Source organism: Verrucomicrobiota bacterium, assembly GCA_027622555.1.
Taxonomy (GTDB): Bacteria; Verrucomicrobiota; Verrucomicrobiia; order Opitutales; family UBA2995; genus UBA2995.
This window is the reverse complement of record JAQBYJ010000009.1, coordinates 43,469-58,547: the sequence shown is the minus strand read 5'-3', so window position 1 is coordinate 58,547 and position 15,079 is coordinate 43,469. Positions and strand designations below refer to the sequence as shown.

Annotated in this window: 15 protein-coding genes; 9 read left to right on the top strand and 6 right to left on the bottom strand. The window is 43.8% G+C overall.

The annotated features are described in order from the left end of the window. Positions 1-20 precede the first annotated feature (20 nt). A complete protein-coding gene (locus O3C43_04250; GenBank protein ID MDA1065695.1) occupies positions 21-632 on the top strand; it encodes a superoxide dismutase [Mn] in 612 nt (203 codons plus the stop codon). A 253-nt stretch (positions 633-885) separates the two neighbouring features. Here the strand turns inward: O3C43_04250 and O3C43_04245 are convergent, their stop codons facing one another. Continuing rightward, positions 886-2,085, bottom strand: coding sequence for a biopolymer transporter Tol (locus O3C43_04245; GenBank protein ID MDA1065694.1), 1,200 nt, complete (start codon positions 2,083-2,085; stop codon positions 886-888). A gap of 136 nt (positions 2,086-2,221) precedes the next feature. Between O3C43_04245 and O3C43_04240 the strand changes: the two genes are divergently transcribed. Both O3C43_04240 and O3C43_04235 read left to right on the top strand, forming a co-directional pair. Beyond that, the gene (locus O3C43_04240) at positions 2,222-3,295 is read left to right on the top strand and encodes an Mrp/NBP35 family ATP-binding protein (protein MDA1065693.1); all 1,074 of its coding nucleotides are present in this window, start codon (positions 2,222-2,224) and stop codon (positions 3,293-3,295) included. Between the two features lie 127 nt (positions 3,296-3,422). Then, a complete protein-coding gene (locus tag O3C43_04235; GenBank protein MDA1065692.1) occupies positions 3,423-3,635 on the top strand; it encodes a DUF4032 domain-containing protein in 213 nt (70 codons plus the stop codon). A 61-nt stretch (positions 3,636-3,696) separates the two neighbouring features. On the opposite strand, the gene rpmG is transcribed toward O3C43_04235, so the two are convergent. From rpmG to O3C43_04215, 4 genes are all read right to left on the bottom strand, one after another. Then, positions 3,697-3,864 (bottom strand): 50S ribosomal protein L33, encoded by a 168-nt coding sequence (gene rpmG / locus O3C43_04230; protein ID MDA1065691.1) that lies wholly within the window; start codon positions 3,862-3,864, stop codon positions 3,697-3,699. Positions 3,865-3,926: 62 nt separating this feature from the next. Continuing rightward, positions 3,927-5,279, bottom strand: coding sequence for a PTS sugar transporter subunit IIA (locus tag O3C43_04225; GenBank protein ID MDA1065690.1), 1,353 nt, complete (start codon positions 5,277-5,279; stop codon positions 3,927-3,929). Positions 5,280-5,323: 44 nt separating this feature from the next. Next, positions 5,324-5,701 (bottom strand): NADH-quinone oxidoreductase subunit A, encoded by a 378-nt coding sequence (locus O3C43_04220; GenBank protein MDA1065689.1) that lies wholly within the window; start codon positions 5,699-5,701, stop codon positions 5,324-5,326. 79 nt (positions 5,702-5,780) lie between these two features. Continuing rightward, a complete protein-coding gene (locus O3C43_04215) occupies positions 5,781-6,869 on the bottom strand; it encodes a DUF362 domain-containing protein (GenBank protein MDA1065688.1) in 1,089 nt (362 codons plus the stop codon). A gap of 51 nt (positions 6,870-6,920) precedes the next feature. Between O3C43_04215 and O3C43_04210 the strand changes: the two genes are divergently transcribed. Both O3C43_04210 and dnaG read left to right on the top strand, forming a co-directional pair. Beyond that, a complete protein-coding gene (locus O3C43_04210; protein ID MDA1065687.1) occupies positions 6,921-8,312 on the top strand; it encodes a hypothetical protein in 1,392 nt (463 codons plus the stop codon). A gap of 35 nt (positions 8,313-8,347) precedes the next feature. Then, positions 8,348-10,213, top strand: a complete 1,866-nt coding sequence (gene dnaG, locus O3C43_04205; protein MDA1065686.1) for a DNA primase — start codon at positions 8,348-8,350, stop codon at positions 10,211-10,213. Here the strand turns inward: dnaG and O3C43_04200 are convergent. Continuing rightward, positions 10,196-10,633, bottom strand: coding sequence for a hypothetical protein (locus O3C43_04200; protein MDA1065685.1), 438 nt, complete (start codon positions 10,631-10,633; stop codon positions 10,196-10,198). The genes dnaG and O3C43_04200 overlap by 18 nt on opposite strands. Between O3C43_04200 and rpoD the strand changes: the two genes are divergently transcribed. The 4 genes from rpoD to O3C43_04180 all read left to right on the top strand — a co-directional run bounded on the left by rpoD (position 10,632) and on the right by O3C43_04180 (position 15,054). Next, entirely contained in the window at positions 10,632-12,332 is a 1,701-nt protein-coding gene (rpoD, locus tag O3C43_04195) for an RNA polymerase sigma factor RpoD (protein ID MDA1065684.1), read from the top strand. The genes O3C43_04200 and rpoD overlap by 2 nt on opposite strands. A gap of 481 nt (positions 12,333-12,813) precedes the next feature. Further along, complete coding sequence (locus tag O3C43_04190; protein ID MDA1065683.1) at positions 12,814-13,089, top strand: twin-arginine translocase TatA/TatE family subunit; 276 nt, start codon at positions 12,814-12,816, stop codon at positions 13,087-13,089. Between the two features lie 73 nt (positions 13,090-13,162). Further along, the gene (locus tag O3C43_04185) at positions 13,163-14,191 is read left to right on the top strand and encodes a rod shape-determining protein (protein MDA1065682.1); all 1,029 of its coding nucleotides are present in this window, start codon (positions 13,163-13,165) and stop codon (positions 14,189-14,191) included. 29 nt (positions 14,192-14,220) lie between these two features. Continuing rightward, the gene (locus tag O3C43_04180; protein MDA1065681.1) at positions 14,221-15,054 is read left to right on the top strand and encodes a rod shape-determining protein MreC; all 834 of its coding nucleotides are present in this window, start codon (positions 14,221-14,223) and stop codon (positions 15,052-15,054) included. The last annotated feature ends 25 nt before the right edge of the window (positions 15,055-15,079 follow it).

Here is a 15,079-nt window from a genome sequence, read left to right as displayed (position 1 = left end):
TCAAATAAAACATAAATATCATGGCATTCGAACTTCCCAGCCTTGGATATGCATACGATGCATTGGAGCCCCATATAGATGCTCGCACTATGGAAATCCACCACTCGAAACATCATCAGGCGTACATCACGAACGCTAATGGTGTCCTAAACAACAATCCTGACCTTGCCGCCAAATCAGTTGAAGAACTGATTTCCGATCTTGATTCAATACCCGAGGCAGCTCGCACAGCTCTTCGGAACAACGCCGGTGGTCACAGTAATCACTCATTTTTTTGGAAAATCATTGCACCTGGAGGAAGTGACTCTCCCATTGGTGGCTTAGCTGCAGCGATTGATTCAGAATTAGGCGGCCTTGATTCGCTCAAAGAGGCATTCGGCAAAGCGGGAGCAACCCGTTTTGGAAGCGGTTGGGCATGGTTGAGCGTCAAGAATGGCAAACTTGTTGTTCATTCTACTGCCAATCAGGACTCGCCATTAATGGAAGGCGGAGCTCCTATAATTGGCTTGGACGTTTGGGAGCATGCTTACTATCTCAACTACCAGAACCGTCGTCCCGATTACATTGCCGCATTTTGGAACGTCGTAAATTGGTCTCAAGCCGAGGAAAACTTCGCCGCAGCTACGGCCTAAGAAATCTCAATTCTTTCGATACTTTCAAGGCCACCCGTCCCAGGGTGGCCTTTTTTGTAAACAGGTCGTAAAATAAATAAAAAGACTTAAGGTGAACTCGATTGCCCCGCATACTTCTCGCAATGTCTCATTATAAATTCGAGCAATCCGAACACACATTTCCTATCAACTGACTCCCAAATAATACATCCTATATCCAAAGTGTATTATAACTCTAAAATACCGGTCGGGACCTTACCTGGCCGGTGTTTTTTTATCTCAAGTAAACTGCATCCGCTTGAGAAACATTTCCAAATTGCCTGCTACTGATAGGGCTCTCTTGAAGGGTCACGGAATCGATAATCATGAGTTGCTTTGAGGCACCGACTCTCCGTGTAAATACAATATGGCGTCCGTCGTTTAACCAAATCGGTTCGATGGAATCACGAGCACCTCGCGTCAGGATTGAGCTTTTGTTCAACTTAAAGTCCCACAAAACGATTTGAAACCCTTCCCCAAAAACGGCCGTGAATACTATTTTGTTTGAATCAACCGGATTCCAATCCGGCTCAGCACAATAGTTACTAATCTGAGTGGCAATTCGGTTCATTTTTCCGCCTTGAGTCGAAATGGTGTACAATTGAGGTTTCCCAGCCGTGTCGGAAGTAAATACAAGCTCCGAACCATCAGCTTTCCAGGAAGGCGATGCCTCCAGACTGTTATTACGGGTCAAACGCTTTGCACTACCTCCTGCCGAATTTGAGATAAATAATTCCGAATTTCCAGTAGCAGAAAGAACCATAGCGACAGCCGAACCGTTGGGACTGAAACGAGCTCCAGAGTTCGTTCCTTTGTAGGAAGCAAATTGAGAACGACGAGATGTGTTAGGATCGATTACAAAAATATCAGGAAACCCTGATCCGAAATATCCCGTGTAGATAATCTTCGAACCATCGGGAGCCCACCGCGGATTTACCGACTGAGATTTGTCTGCCGTGTGGTAACGAATCTCATCGAAGAAGAGGTCTGAGGTGTAGACTTCCTGAAAGTTTCCACCCCTCTCACCAATAAACGCCAGTCTTGAAGCAAAGAAACCTTCTTCTCCTGAAGTGAGGCGGACCGCTCTGTCCGCGGCACGGAATAAACTATTTCGAACTGAGTTTCCATTTTCAACAAAGCGTTTCAATTCACGCGCTGGTCGACCTGATAAAATAGCACATTCAACGGCGTTGTCAGATTTACGTGTAAACTGAAAGTGGAATTCAGATTGATTGGCAGCAACCACTTTATAGGCTCCATGGGCACCGAACGCCCTTCCCAGCAATGAATTATCAGATGTATCCGCACTCTCGATTGAAACACGAAATATCCGGGAATCGGTCTGGGTTGTTACAATAATATCCTCATTTTGGGCAAACGAGAAACCGGAGGAAATATAGAGAAGAGTGAAAAAAAATAATGTCGGAAATCGCATAATGGAATTAATCAGAAAAGCATGGCCTGCAAAAGTTCATCTTATTTTCTCGTCTAATAAACGAATACCAATTCACTATCGACAACTAAAATATTTGGGGAATTTTTAAGTCCTCAGAAAAAACGGAAAAATTCCTATGTCATCTGATAATTCGCTTCTAAAAGCGCTTTCTACTATTAAGTATCCTGGCTTCAGCCGGGACATTGTTTCCTTTGGTTTGGTGCGTGCAGCCACACTCAATGAAGGTAATGCAAGCATTCAACTTGCTATAACTACCTCGGATCCACGGATACCCGTAGATCTTAAAAAGGAGGTTGAAACCGTCCTTGGAAATTTGGAGGAGGTCACGAACGTCGAGGTGGAAATCGCTGTCAGCAAACCGAAGTCTACACCTCCATCACAAGCAGGCGGTGGAGATAATCAACAAAAGCCCTCCCTAATAAGTGGTGTTAAAAAAATCATTGCCGTAGCTAGCGGAAAAGGAGGTGTTGGAAAGTCCACTTTTTCAGTCAATCTCGCCTGTGCTTTCGATCATGTTTTAAACGAAGCACTTGGTTCCAGCGCCGTTGGAATTATGGATTGCGATGTGTACGGGCCAAGCATACCTCTCATGATGGGAGTGAGAGGCCGACCTTCCATTGTTGGGGAATCTTTGGTTCCCGTAGAAAATCTAGGAATAAAAACCATGTCGATGGGGTTATTGGTAGATAGCAATACACCTGTGATATGGCGTGGACCGATGGTGAACAAAACCATTCAGCAATTTGCCCAAAACGTGAACTGGGGGAACCTGGACGTATTGGTTGTCGATCTCCCACCTGGAACAGGTGATGCACAACTTTCACTGGCCCAAAATATTCCCTTAAATGGGGCGGTCATTGTCACAACCCCCCAAGAGGCGGCGGTTTCTGTCACCACAAGAGGTGCTAGAATGTTTGATAAAGTGAATATACCAATTTTGGGTGTTGCCGAAAACATGAGCTATTACCTCAACCCGGCCAGTGGAGAGAAGGAATATATTTTCGGCACCGGCGGCGGAGAAAAAGCGGCGGCTGAACTCAATACAGAGCTTCTCGGAAAAATCCCATTAGATCCGGCAATCCGGACAGGCGGAGACATGGGAATACCCATTGTCAAGAGTGCGCCAAATTCAGAAACGGCGCAGGCATTCTATCGGATTGCGGAGAAAATACTGGAAAAGTTGAGTTAAATTGTCTGGGTTCCCGACAACCCCGTAATGGAAACCCCTAAATTTCACTACCAACCTATTTATTTTTTTGATTTTTGCTTTGAAATCTCCATATGTGGATAGATACCAATTTTTCTGCTACCCCTATATGACTAGTGAAAGTCAAAATGACCCGATGCAAAATTCAACGATCATAGCCCGTTCCAGCCTCTATCAAGAATTTCTGGCTGAACGTGAGGAGATCCTGAAACACAAATGGCTTGAATCCGAGAAAGCCGGTTTCGATGTAGGTTTTGAACGTGCGCTCCTGGATTGGATCCGAAAACACCGCGACAAGTGGCGAGCTAGTCGAAAAGATTGATTTTTTTAAAAAAAAGGCGCTCCCGTTGAAGGAGCGCCTTTCCCTTATTCAAATTGAAAAATTATTTCTTTTCCTTGTGAACGGTGTGACGTTTCAAATTAGGATTATACTTCTTTTTCTCAACCCGTTCGGTTTGCAGCTTCTTATTGCGCGTAGTCATGTAGCGCGAAGGCGGTTTACCTTCGGCTTTTGCTTCAGTGCATTCAAGGATTACGATATCTCTAGGCATAATAAATTGTTCGGGTTAAGAATTAAGCGCAGCACAAAGAAGGAAAAACTCGGCGATATCAATTAAAATCCTCCGGAGATTCCTTTTTCAATCAATGGCAACATAACTCCGTTTCTAAAAAGAGTCACCTGACCCGAACTTGACGATATCACTATCGATACACATTGAGTTGCCAAAGAAATCGCAAAAGCCGCGGCATGCCTAGATCCTAGCCCAGACGGAAGCTTATGTTCATAATTGGGAACGTGAATGAGGGAACCCGCGGAAAGAATAACTCCGTCACCTTTTATAATAAATGCACCGTCAATACTCGAAAACTCTTTAACGGTTTCATCCATGAAAGGATTCAGGATATTCCGATCCTCAGGTTTATATCCGAAGAATGGATTTAATACGAGAGGCTTGGTAAACGATTCCACTTTTTCCGAATCTCCTATGACAAAAAGAGCGCCGATATTTTTTCCTTCTCGGCCTTCAACAGTTAATTCTGTGGCTATCGCAATTACCCTTTCAATCACCTCGGGCTTCACACTTCCAGGAAGAATGTTCCCTTTATTAGACAAAATGGATTGGAACTCCTGCTGCACATTGATGATGACAACACTGTCAAACTGGTTGCTGTCAGCAATCCCTCCCACACAACATATTTTATCGGTGAATTTAAATAATCCTCGACCTAATCCAATTAAAGCAGCGCTGCGAAGTTGGGAAAACCGTTTACTTGAGAATGCCTGAATATGAAGGGTCGGCCTACCTTGGGCCAACACCGGCGCATCTAACAGTTTGGAAGAAATAAGTACGGTAGGGGTGTCACCAAAATCGGGAATCTCCTCAACTCCACCTATCATAGTGTCGGAAAAAAACAAAATAGTGGAGGCTCCTGTCCCTTTGGCTAGACGAGCGGCGTGTCGAAACAGCAACTTGTTAAGCTTTGTCTGCCTCGAACTTTGTTGGGATTGCACTCCGGAAAATCCAGCGAGCAGCAACTCCTTAAAGGTCTCATGGTCTGGAGCAGAAATCAATTTTTCTACGAAAGCGTCATCTCGAAAAGCGCGCGCAATGGAGGATAGAACCTGCAAATAACTGCGTTCTTTTTCGCTAGCCAGTAATATGAAAACCAACTGCACTTTTTCCTTCCCTGAATACCCATCATAATCGACACCATTCCTGGAACGACCCACAGCAAAAACAAACCGAGACCTCATATTAACGCGAATGTGAGGCAGTATAACTCCCCGACCCAAGTAGGTGGTCATCGCATTCTCACGATTTAGGAGTTCCTTCAATAAGCTTCGTTTACTCAGTTTGGATTTTTTCTCACAGATGACATCAAGAAGCTCGGCCAAAACACTTTTTAGGTCCTGGCCTTTCAGATCCAGGATCCGATCTTCTGAAATATAACGCTCAAGCTTCATAATGGTATTTTCGAAGCTCCCTATAAATAGGAGACTAAATCAATTTACTTCTCCCACTCAAGAGCACCTTTTTTCATTTCGTAAAAAAGGCCCACAATGAGCACCACAAGGAAAAACAAGACGGGAAGTAAAATAGGGATACTATTGTGAATGAAGTCACGATAAACAACCGCCCATGGAATGAGAAAAACTATTTCAATATCAAATAGTATGAAGAGCATTGCCGTGACATAAAATTTAACGGAGAACCGAGTATGCGCCAAACCTTCCGAAGGCACTCCGCATTCATAAGGAGTACCCTTGAGCGCAGACTTTTGCCGAATTCTTTGCCCAAACAAATGACTTGCAGCGATTACAGAAACGGCAATTACAAGTGCAAGTGTTGCCTGGATTAATATGGGGAGAAAGGATTCAAGCGACATGGCTTACAGTTTCAAGATGGGATGCTGGCTGTTTTCAAGCTGTTTTTGTTGAAGGATGAGAATTTAGCAAAAACTATGCTTATTCACCTAAAACAACAATTCTTCTGGGATCCTGACTGGCTGATCCAACCCCAAGTTGTTCAGCATAAACAAGCATGGGTATGTCTTTCGAAAGAAGAGGAAATCCGTAACGTTCACGCCAAGAGTTCATCTTTGAAACCATGTAAGCGTCTATAGAAACCGGGTCGGCACTCATAACTAAAATTTTTTCCGAAACAGTATACAAGCTGTTGAATTGAGGACCGCCAATAAACTGATACTTTTCAAGGCTCACAATGTTCATACCCCACGTTTCCAAAAATTCAGGAATCGCTGCCATTTCGGCAATGGCTACAGGAGCGTTGGAAGGAGAATGAAAAAACCGAAGCGTATTGGTTGCGTTCCAAAGGGTTGCATTTACCAAAGCTCCATTCAGCTCGAGCACTTCATGATCGCTAACGGCTGGAAGGTTGATCCAAAAGTCGACCTCTTCGATCAATGGAGCTGGTAAAAAACTTTTTCTATCCTCAGGTAATTTGGATTCTGCATCAGGATCATCCTCAACAAGTCCCTGCACCATTGGAGTAATCCCAGGTAAGTAATACTCCCGAGGAGGCACAGGGCTGTCGTAGTACCAAAGTTCGTCGAAAAGGCCCCCTGAATTAATGATTTTTACCTCATGACCATAAAACGTAACACCTCTCTCACTTAAAGGAGGTAAAAATCCACAGGCCCGAAGCCACTCTTTATTATAATCTATAATAAAAATATCCCTTGGTGAATAACCACGGTCAACCAGAGATCCAATTACAGCACGGACAAGATCCTTGGAGGTAGCAAGTCCTGGCCCAGATGCTGTATATACCTTTAAGCCAACCTTATTTTTTTCGCCAGGCTCTATCGATCCGCCAGAATTTTTCTCCCATTCAAGGAAAAGAGCGTCTACTGCCTCTTTGTAAGTCCTTAGTTCAAAATTCTTAAGCGAATACTCCCAGATGGGATCTAGCTGAGCGGACAATGGATTTACAAAGAATCCAAAAACCAAACAGACGAATACCAATCGTTCTTTATGGGTCTTGACACTAAAGAATCTGCTCAAGACATTTAAAAAGTGGGTCGTCAACTTCATGTGTTTATAGTCTGTATGCGAGGAGCGCTTTTGATAGGATGTCTAATTCTTGTGGGTTGTTCCTCAACTGAAGAAAGGTTTGCTGAAAAAATTGAGCAAGCAAACGTTAATTTGGAAAAAGGAGAAGTCCAAAGAGCCATCCAGATTCTGGAAGATCTCAAAGAGGATTTCCCAAATGAACCATTGCTACTTGAGAATTTGGCATTCGCCTTCATTCAAACGGAGGATTACTTTACGGGTGCTTTTTACTTCAATGACCTGGCCAAAAAATTTCCGGAGAAAAAGGATTATTTTTTGTATTCAGCTCAAGCGTGGGTAAAAGCAGGCGATTTGGAATCGGCTATCAAAAACTACGAAGCATACCTTTTGGATAATAAAAGTGACTGGAATACATGGCAGCAAATTGGTGATCGTTATCTAGACACAAATCAAACATCCAAGGCAATACATGCCTACTCGAACAGTAGCCAAATACGATTCAATCCTAAGCTGGAATTAAAAGCCGCTTTGCTCGCAAACGAAACCGGGAACTTAAGGCAAGCTGAAGCCGGGTTTGAAAGACTTTTGGTAGTGGAGGATACGACAGTCGCTCAGCAAGCTCATGTTGGTCTAATTCAGATAAAACATAAAAGAAGGCAGTGGGATGAAATGGCAAAGTTGATGTCAGCAGTAGAAAAAGACTTTCCTCAAGCTATCAACTCCCCCGAGCTGGATAACGTAAAAGCCGATTACGAAGAGATTAAGAAGGCTAAACAAAAGGAAGAAGATGCTATCAAGAAACAAGAGGAGGAGAGGCAACGGCTCATTGAGCAGCAGCGTCAACGCGCCGAAGCATTGGCTGCAGCCAGGCTAGCAGCGTTAAAACCGGCAGTCGAAAAAAAAGATAACAATGAAAGAGCTCCGAGTCAGCTGGCAATGACGGAGGAAGAAAAACAAGAGACGACCACAGGTACCTCACAACCTCCCCCTGAAAGAAGGAACAACCAGTCTCCATTTGATACCGCCCTATCTTCAGCCAGACAAATCGCGCCAACAAATTCTGAAACCGCGATTGCAAAATATTGGGACGCAATTAATTTGGGCGACGAAAGCGGAGTCGCATTTCACGAGCTGGCTCGTGTCTATTATAGTAGGGGCCAATTTACAGAAGCGGAAATGACTTCTCTGGAAGCCTTACGCCGTGGTACCAAAAACAATCAATATTTAATGACCTACCTAACCGTCATACGGAAAACCAAAGCCAAGCCGGATGTAGTGGAGGAGATCCGTAAATACCGACAACTCTACCCTAAAAATAGCGACCTGATTTTAATGCTGGCTCGAATTTACGCCGAACCTGGCGGAGATGCCAATGCAGCGAGAGGACTTTACGACCTCTTTTTTGAAACTGCCCCTAACCATCCCGAGATCGACCGAGCTCGCTACGAAGTTCGCGGAATTTAGTTCAACCGAAACGTTCAGCTAAAGCATTCTGGTTTATGCCAATAATCTCCCGATCATGTATTGAGGATATTCGCCATAAAGTAAATATTTACGATTTGGTGTCTCCCGTGGTAGGCCTCAAAAGAGTGGGTGCTAATTATCGCGGATTGAGCCCTTTCAATAATGAGAAGACCCCATCCTTTTATATTCTACCTGATAAAAACATCTTTAAAGATTTTTCAAGTGGTGAAGCCGGGGATATTTATAAGTTCATTCAACTAACCGAAAGGTTAAATTTCCAAGAGGCAGTGGAGGCCATTGCTGCTAGATTCAACATTACGGTCGAGTATGAAAAAGGCCAAGCACCTGTAGGTCTCAAACCTTCCTTAAGGAAGGAAATTCTTGATATTCACGACTTCGCTACCGAGTACTTTCATTCAAACTTTTTCGCAGATTCCGAACCGGGAGATTTCATCCGTGAATATTGGCTAAGTAATAGAAAATTTTCTCTCGAAATAGCCAAAGAACATAAGATCGGCCTATCCCTGCCGAACGACCAAAAGTTCTTCCACCAATTAAAAGATAAGGGATTCACCCACGAAGCATTGGAAAAATGCGGACTTTTCTTTCCATCCAGAAACCCAGAATCGGAACAAGCTCTTTATCCGCGTTTTAGAGGAAGGTTAATGATTCCAATAAGGGAACACGCAAATAAGAGAGTAATTGCATTTACAGCAAGGCAACTCGAGATCACGCCTCAAGACGACAGATCAAGAGAGGCCAAATATGTAAATTCTCCGGAAACTCCTCTCTTCAATAAAAGCAACGTTCTATTTGGTTTGGATAAAGCCAAAACCGAAGTTTCTGAAGACTTGCCCTTTGTTTTGGTCGAAGGTCAATTAGACGCGATTCGCTGCTGGAGCATAGGCCTCCCCGCAATTTCACCCCAGGGTACTTCAATAACGGAGGGCCAGCTTTTGTTGCTAAAGCGATTTAGTGAACGAGTCATATGCTTACTGGATGGAGATCAAGCCGGTCGGAAGGCTGCGATTCGCGTTTTACCGATGGCTTGGAAAGCTGGCTTGGACATTCAGTTTTATTCACTTCCCGAAGGCGCAGATCCAGATGATATAATTACCCAAAAAGGGATTTCCTTTAAAAATGAAATCCTAAAGGAAGCCACTGGTGCACTCCCATTTGCTATTCATGCCTTACTTCCGGAACCACACTCTGCAGAGCCACGAGAAAAGAATCGAACCGCAAATGCCATTTTTGAATTGTTGACCCATTTAGACTCTGAATTGTTGAGAATGGAATACCTCGGAGAGCTGACTAGATTACTTGGAATAAGAGAAGATATACTCTCCACCGATTTCAAAAGTTACCAGACTACAAAAGCGAGACGAACATACATCTCTGAAAACGCTGAAGAGCCCAAAAAATCTGGGAATTTCTTTGAACCAAAGTCGAAGTTGACAAACGCAGAAGAAGACCTAATTTTGGCTCTTTTTGAATTTCCAGACCTTGGCAAGCACCTCTTTCAAGTTGTTGATAATGAATGGATTGATGATTCCCAAGCCAGTGGCCGCATCCTCAACAGGATCTTGGCAGAAGCTGAGCATGGGACTTGGCAAGGCATCAGTCAAATGGAAGAAATTGTAGAAACTGAGGAGGAGAGGAACTATTATTACGATCTACGCTCAAAAGAAATCCAGGCTGATAACTTGGTAAGAGGAGCAGAGGAATCTGTCGTCAAATTATTTAAACGCTTTATACACAAACAATTAAACACAATCGACAGCGAACTTACAAAATCCGCATCACTTCCTTTTGAGGAACAGCTAAAACTTCAAAAAGAACGTATTAAGCTCAATCGCTCCTTATCCACCACACCAGCTTTAAAATTACCATCCGACTTTTAAACTAATCAACATGCCTGCCAAAACGACAAAGAAGATCGCCAAAAAAGTGGCCAAAAGCACACCGGTAAAAAAAACCGCTCCTAAAAACGTGGCCAAAAAACCGAAGACAGCAGCGAAAGCTCCTACTAAAAAAGCGGTCAAAGAACCGAAAGTAGATAAAGCTTCAGCAAAAAAGAAGACCGCCAAGGAACCAAAAGTTGCAAAGGCTACAGTTAAAAAAGTGGAGCCTAATAAGACTGAGGCTAAAAAAATCAAGGCACCTAAGGCTTCAGAAATAAAGAAGGCTCCCAAAGAGCCAAAGACTGAAAAAGTGCCTCCGGTGAAAAGGGGGCGAAAAAAGAAAGCCTCAGACGAAGGTAGTGATGATAATGAAGCTACAAAGGCAATCGTGGAAAAAGTTGTAAAGGCAGTCGCCTCCATGAAGGAAGATAAATCCGATACCTCCAGCAACTTAGACGCAGATATCAATGAAAAGATTCGCCTTCTGATCCGTCAGTCCAAAGAACAAGGTTACCTTACGTTCGCAAACATCAACGAGGCTTTGCCTGAAACAATTGATAGCCCGGATGAGATCGAAAATGTAATTTCAATTTTGGAAAACCTCGAGATCGACATTATCGATTCAGAAGAAGTTGAAAGTTACAAACAAAGAGCCGAAGAAAACGAGGAAGAAGAGGTAAAAGCATCTCAGTACGATATTCTGGACGATCCTGTTCGGATGTACCTGAAGCAAATGGGTCAGGTTCCTTTACTGACTCGTGAACAAGAAGTCGAGATCTCCAAACGGATTGAACGCGCCGAATTAAAAGCACAAGGCATCCTATTTTCAGTAGGGATGACAAGTGAGTTTCATATCACCCTGGCCCATAAACTCATCAACAGAGAAGAGCGTTTTGATCGGGTAGTCCTGGATAAGAAAGTCGATAGCCGAGAGAACTATTTTAAGATGCTACCGAAGCTCCTTGAAACCGTTGAGGACCTCGAAGCACGAACGCTGAAGGCTTGGACTGAAACCCTAGCAGCAACTGATCCTGCGGCGGTTAAACGCGCACATAATCGCTTTAAAAAATACGAAGGGCAACTCTCCTCAAATTTTAAAAAATTCTGTTTCAAGTTAAAAGTATTCGAAGAATTCCTAAATAATCTTGGTCCACTGATCAAGCGGATCGATGAAATTGAATCAGAACTCAATTTGGATGAACGTTCGAAGACTAAAAAAATAGCAACACCTTTGAAAAATGCCATGCTCGAAGAGCTTAGTATTTTCCGAACCGACAATCGAATAGACGCTTACGAATTGGTAGGCTTAGTTAGAGATGTTCGAATTGCTATGCGACTAGGGCACCGAGCAAAGACTGAAATGGTCGAAGCCAATCTACGTCTTGTAATTTCCATTGCGAAAAAATACACGAACCGTGGACTCTCTTTCCTTGATTTGATTCAAGAAGGCAACATGGGCTTAATGAAGGCGGTAGAAAAGTTTGAATACCGTCGTGGCTATAAGTTCTCCACTTACGCAACTTGGTGGATCCGGCAAGCCATCACTCGCTCAATCGCCGATCAAGCAAGGACCATTCGGATACCTGTCCACATGATCGAAACCTTAAATAAGGTGATGCAGGTTCAGAAACAGTTGTATCAAGAACTTGGACATGAACCAACCGCTGAGGAAGTCGCAGATGAAATGCAGCTACCAGTCGAACGCGTTCAATCCATCATGAAGATGGCTCAGCAACCAATTAGTTTGCAGAGTCCGGTTGGTGATAGTGACGATACCAACTTTGGTGATTTCATTGAGGATAAAGGGGCAGAAAATCCTTACGACATGACGGCTTACAGTTTACTCAGAGAGAAGATTGTCGACGTGCTCGATAGCCTAACGGAACGTGAACGCCGGGTATTGTCTCTTCGATTTGGGCTAGTGGACGGGTATAGCAGAACTTTGGAGGAAGTTGGACGACAGTTTAATGTAACACGTGAACGTATTCGTCAAATCGAAGCGAAAGCTCTAAGAAAAATGCGTCACCCAACCCGGATTCGTCAGCTGTATGGTTTCTTTGATGGTGATCATGTTGAATCTAACCTCGGAATCGCAAAAAACGAAAACCAGGTAGGCTAGCCGGTGAAATCAAGATGGCGACTTTGTGCTTTCGCCTGGCTAATAGGAGTGTTGCTTATTAGTTGTGAGACCACCAAAACTAATCGCCATCACGATACGCCACAAATACAGCCCTCCCCATTTCTAAAGGTTGGTTCGATAACCCAGATTGATAAAGGGTCCGGAACAGTGATTGTCCGCCTTGATAAAAACAGGAAGGAGCTAAGAACGGAACTTTATGTCCGAAATACCCAATTGAAGATCACCGCTCTATTAAAACCGTCAGGATTGAAAACCGGCCTCAGCGTGGGAATGGTTGTACTCAGGGGAGATCCAAAACTTGGAGAAGAAGTATATGAGAGAAATTTACCCAGTAAAGAGATTGAAAAATATTGAATTAAACTTCTAAAATTAAATCCCACATCATTTAAAAGTCTTTCAAGCTCTTTTCTTGCACAATCCCTAGCCATACCGCATTAATCACATTTATACATTAAATATTATGACATTACCCATCCCATCACTTGGTTTTTTACAGTCCCTCGGTGCACCAGAAATCTTCATTATAGTTTTTCTGGTATTACTTCTTTTCGGAGCGAAAAAGCTCCCAGAACTAGCCCGGGGAATGGGAAAGGCCATGAAGGAATTTAAAAAGGCCACCAAAGATGTAGAAGAAGATCTAAGGACTGCTATGGACGAAGAACCGGAACCAGCTCCCCGACCCAAAGTCGCCAAAACTGCGGAAACCGAACCTACATCCGCTGAGTCGGAGAAATAAAGGTCGCTTACCTTTCTATACTCCCACTATCTATCCCAATTTCATCATCTAACCTGAACTATTCACCTTCTTTATGCTAGGACGTTTTTTTGGATTTCTTTCCAATGATATTGGAATCGACCTTGGCACTGCCAACACTCTTGTGTTTGCTAAAGATAAGGGTATCGTTCTGCGAGAGCCAAGCGTAGTTGCGATTCATACTGGAACCAGAAAGGTTCATGCTGTCGGACTAGAGGCGAAAAAGATGTTGGGTCGAACACCAGGCAACATCACTGCTTTGCGCCCCATGCGTGACGGGGTTATCGCAGACTTCGAAATTACCGAGGCCATGTTGCGCTATTTCATAAAGAAAGTGCATAGTAACATGAGTATTATACCTCCTAGGGTTGTGGTGGCGGTACCTTCAGGAATTACCGAAGTCGAAAGGCGCGCTGTTCGAGAATCGGCTATTCATGCCGGCGCTCGTGATGTGTTACTTTTAGAAGAACCCATGGCCGCAGCCATAGGAGTCGGATTACCTATCGATGAGCCTGCGGCAAATATGATTGTGGATATCGGAGGTGGAACCACGGAAGTGGCTATTATTTCCTTAGCTGGAATCGTTTACTCGAAAAGCATTCGAGTAGGTGGAGACGAGTTGGACCAAGCTATCATCAATTATATGAAGCGTGCTTACAACCTGCTTATTGGTGAGCGCACGGCTGAAGAGATTAAATTAAAAGTAGGTTCAGCTGCACCGTTGGAAGAAGAACTTTCACTAGAAGTAAAGGGTCGCGATTCTGTAGCTGGACTTCCAAAAACTTTACACATCAGCTCACAAGAAATTCGCGAAGCATTAACCGATACAGTTAATGCAATCGTTGATCTTGTAAGGAACGCATTGGAGCGTTGTCCTCCTGAACTTTCAGCTGATTTGGTGGATCGCGGTTTTGTTTTAGCCGGCGGCGGTGCTCTATTGAAAAACCTTGATCACTTATTAAGCGATGCAACCGGACTGCCTGTAATTATTGCCGATGATCCTTTAAGTGCCGTTGCATACGGAACAGGTGCTGTTTTGGAAGACCTCGCATCTTTATTGGGCGAAGTTTCCAGCCCTCGTTGATAGCTCTAACACATTAGCCGTTTCGTCCATTGCCCAAGGAGCGTAACCCAAAGTTCAAACCGCTCATTTTATTGGGTCTGGTCTTGCTCTTTTGGACTATAACACCGCCCTTCCTTAAGACCTTTACGGAAACATTTTTATACGAATTCCAGGCACCCGCATGGATTGGAGGATCCTTCGTAAGAAACGGTCAAAAGTTTTGGACGGGCAAGATGGAGTCGAAGAAAGAGCTTATTGAAGAAGGCAGGGATCTGGCTCGATTAAACGCGACACTACAGTACCAGATTCAAGCGATGAATTCGCTAAATGCCCAGATTGATCGATTTGAGGATTTGTTCAACCTCCCTTCCCTACCAAGTTATCAAGCGGAAGTTGCTAGAATCGCCCGCAGAGACACAAATGGATGGTGGCAGGAAATAACCATAGTGAAGGGGAAAAATTTCGAAATTCCAAAAGGCGCACCGGTGGTATTTTCTGGTGGAGTGGTAGGAAAGGTCCGGGAGGTAAATCTCACCACTACCATTATCGACCTCATTACATCGCCAAGCATTCGATTGGCGGCTGTATTTGAGGGTGACAAGCGACCTGTTCTTTACCAAGGAAAGATCTCGGGACCTTTTACAGGTCCCAAAGGATCGGTGCAGAATGTCCCAACTGATATTCAGATTAACAGAGACTATCCAAGGAGGCTTGTTACTTCAGGACTAGGCGGTGTTTTCCCCGCAGGATTAACCATTGGTTGGGTTCAAAAGCTCGATGCATCGAGTGATGGATTGTTCCAAAGCGGAGAAGTCATTCTCTCAAAAGATCTGAATGAATTAAGAGAAGTAGCAATATTAAGAAAACTAAAAAGCGATGGATAAACGGCCAGATTTATACCAGTGGCTA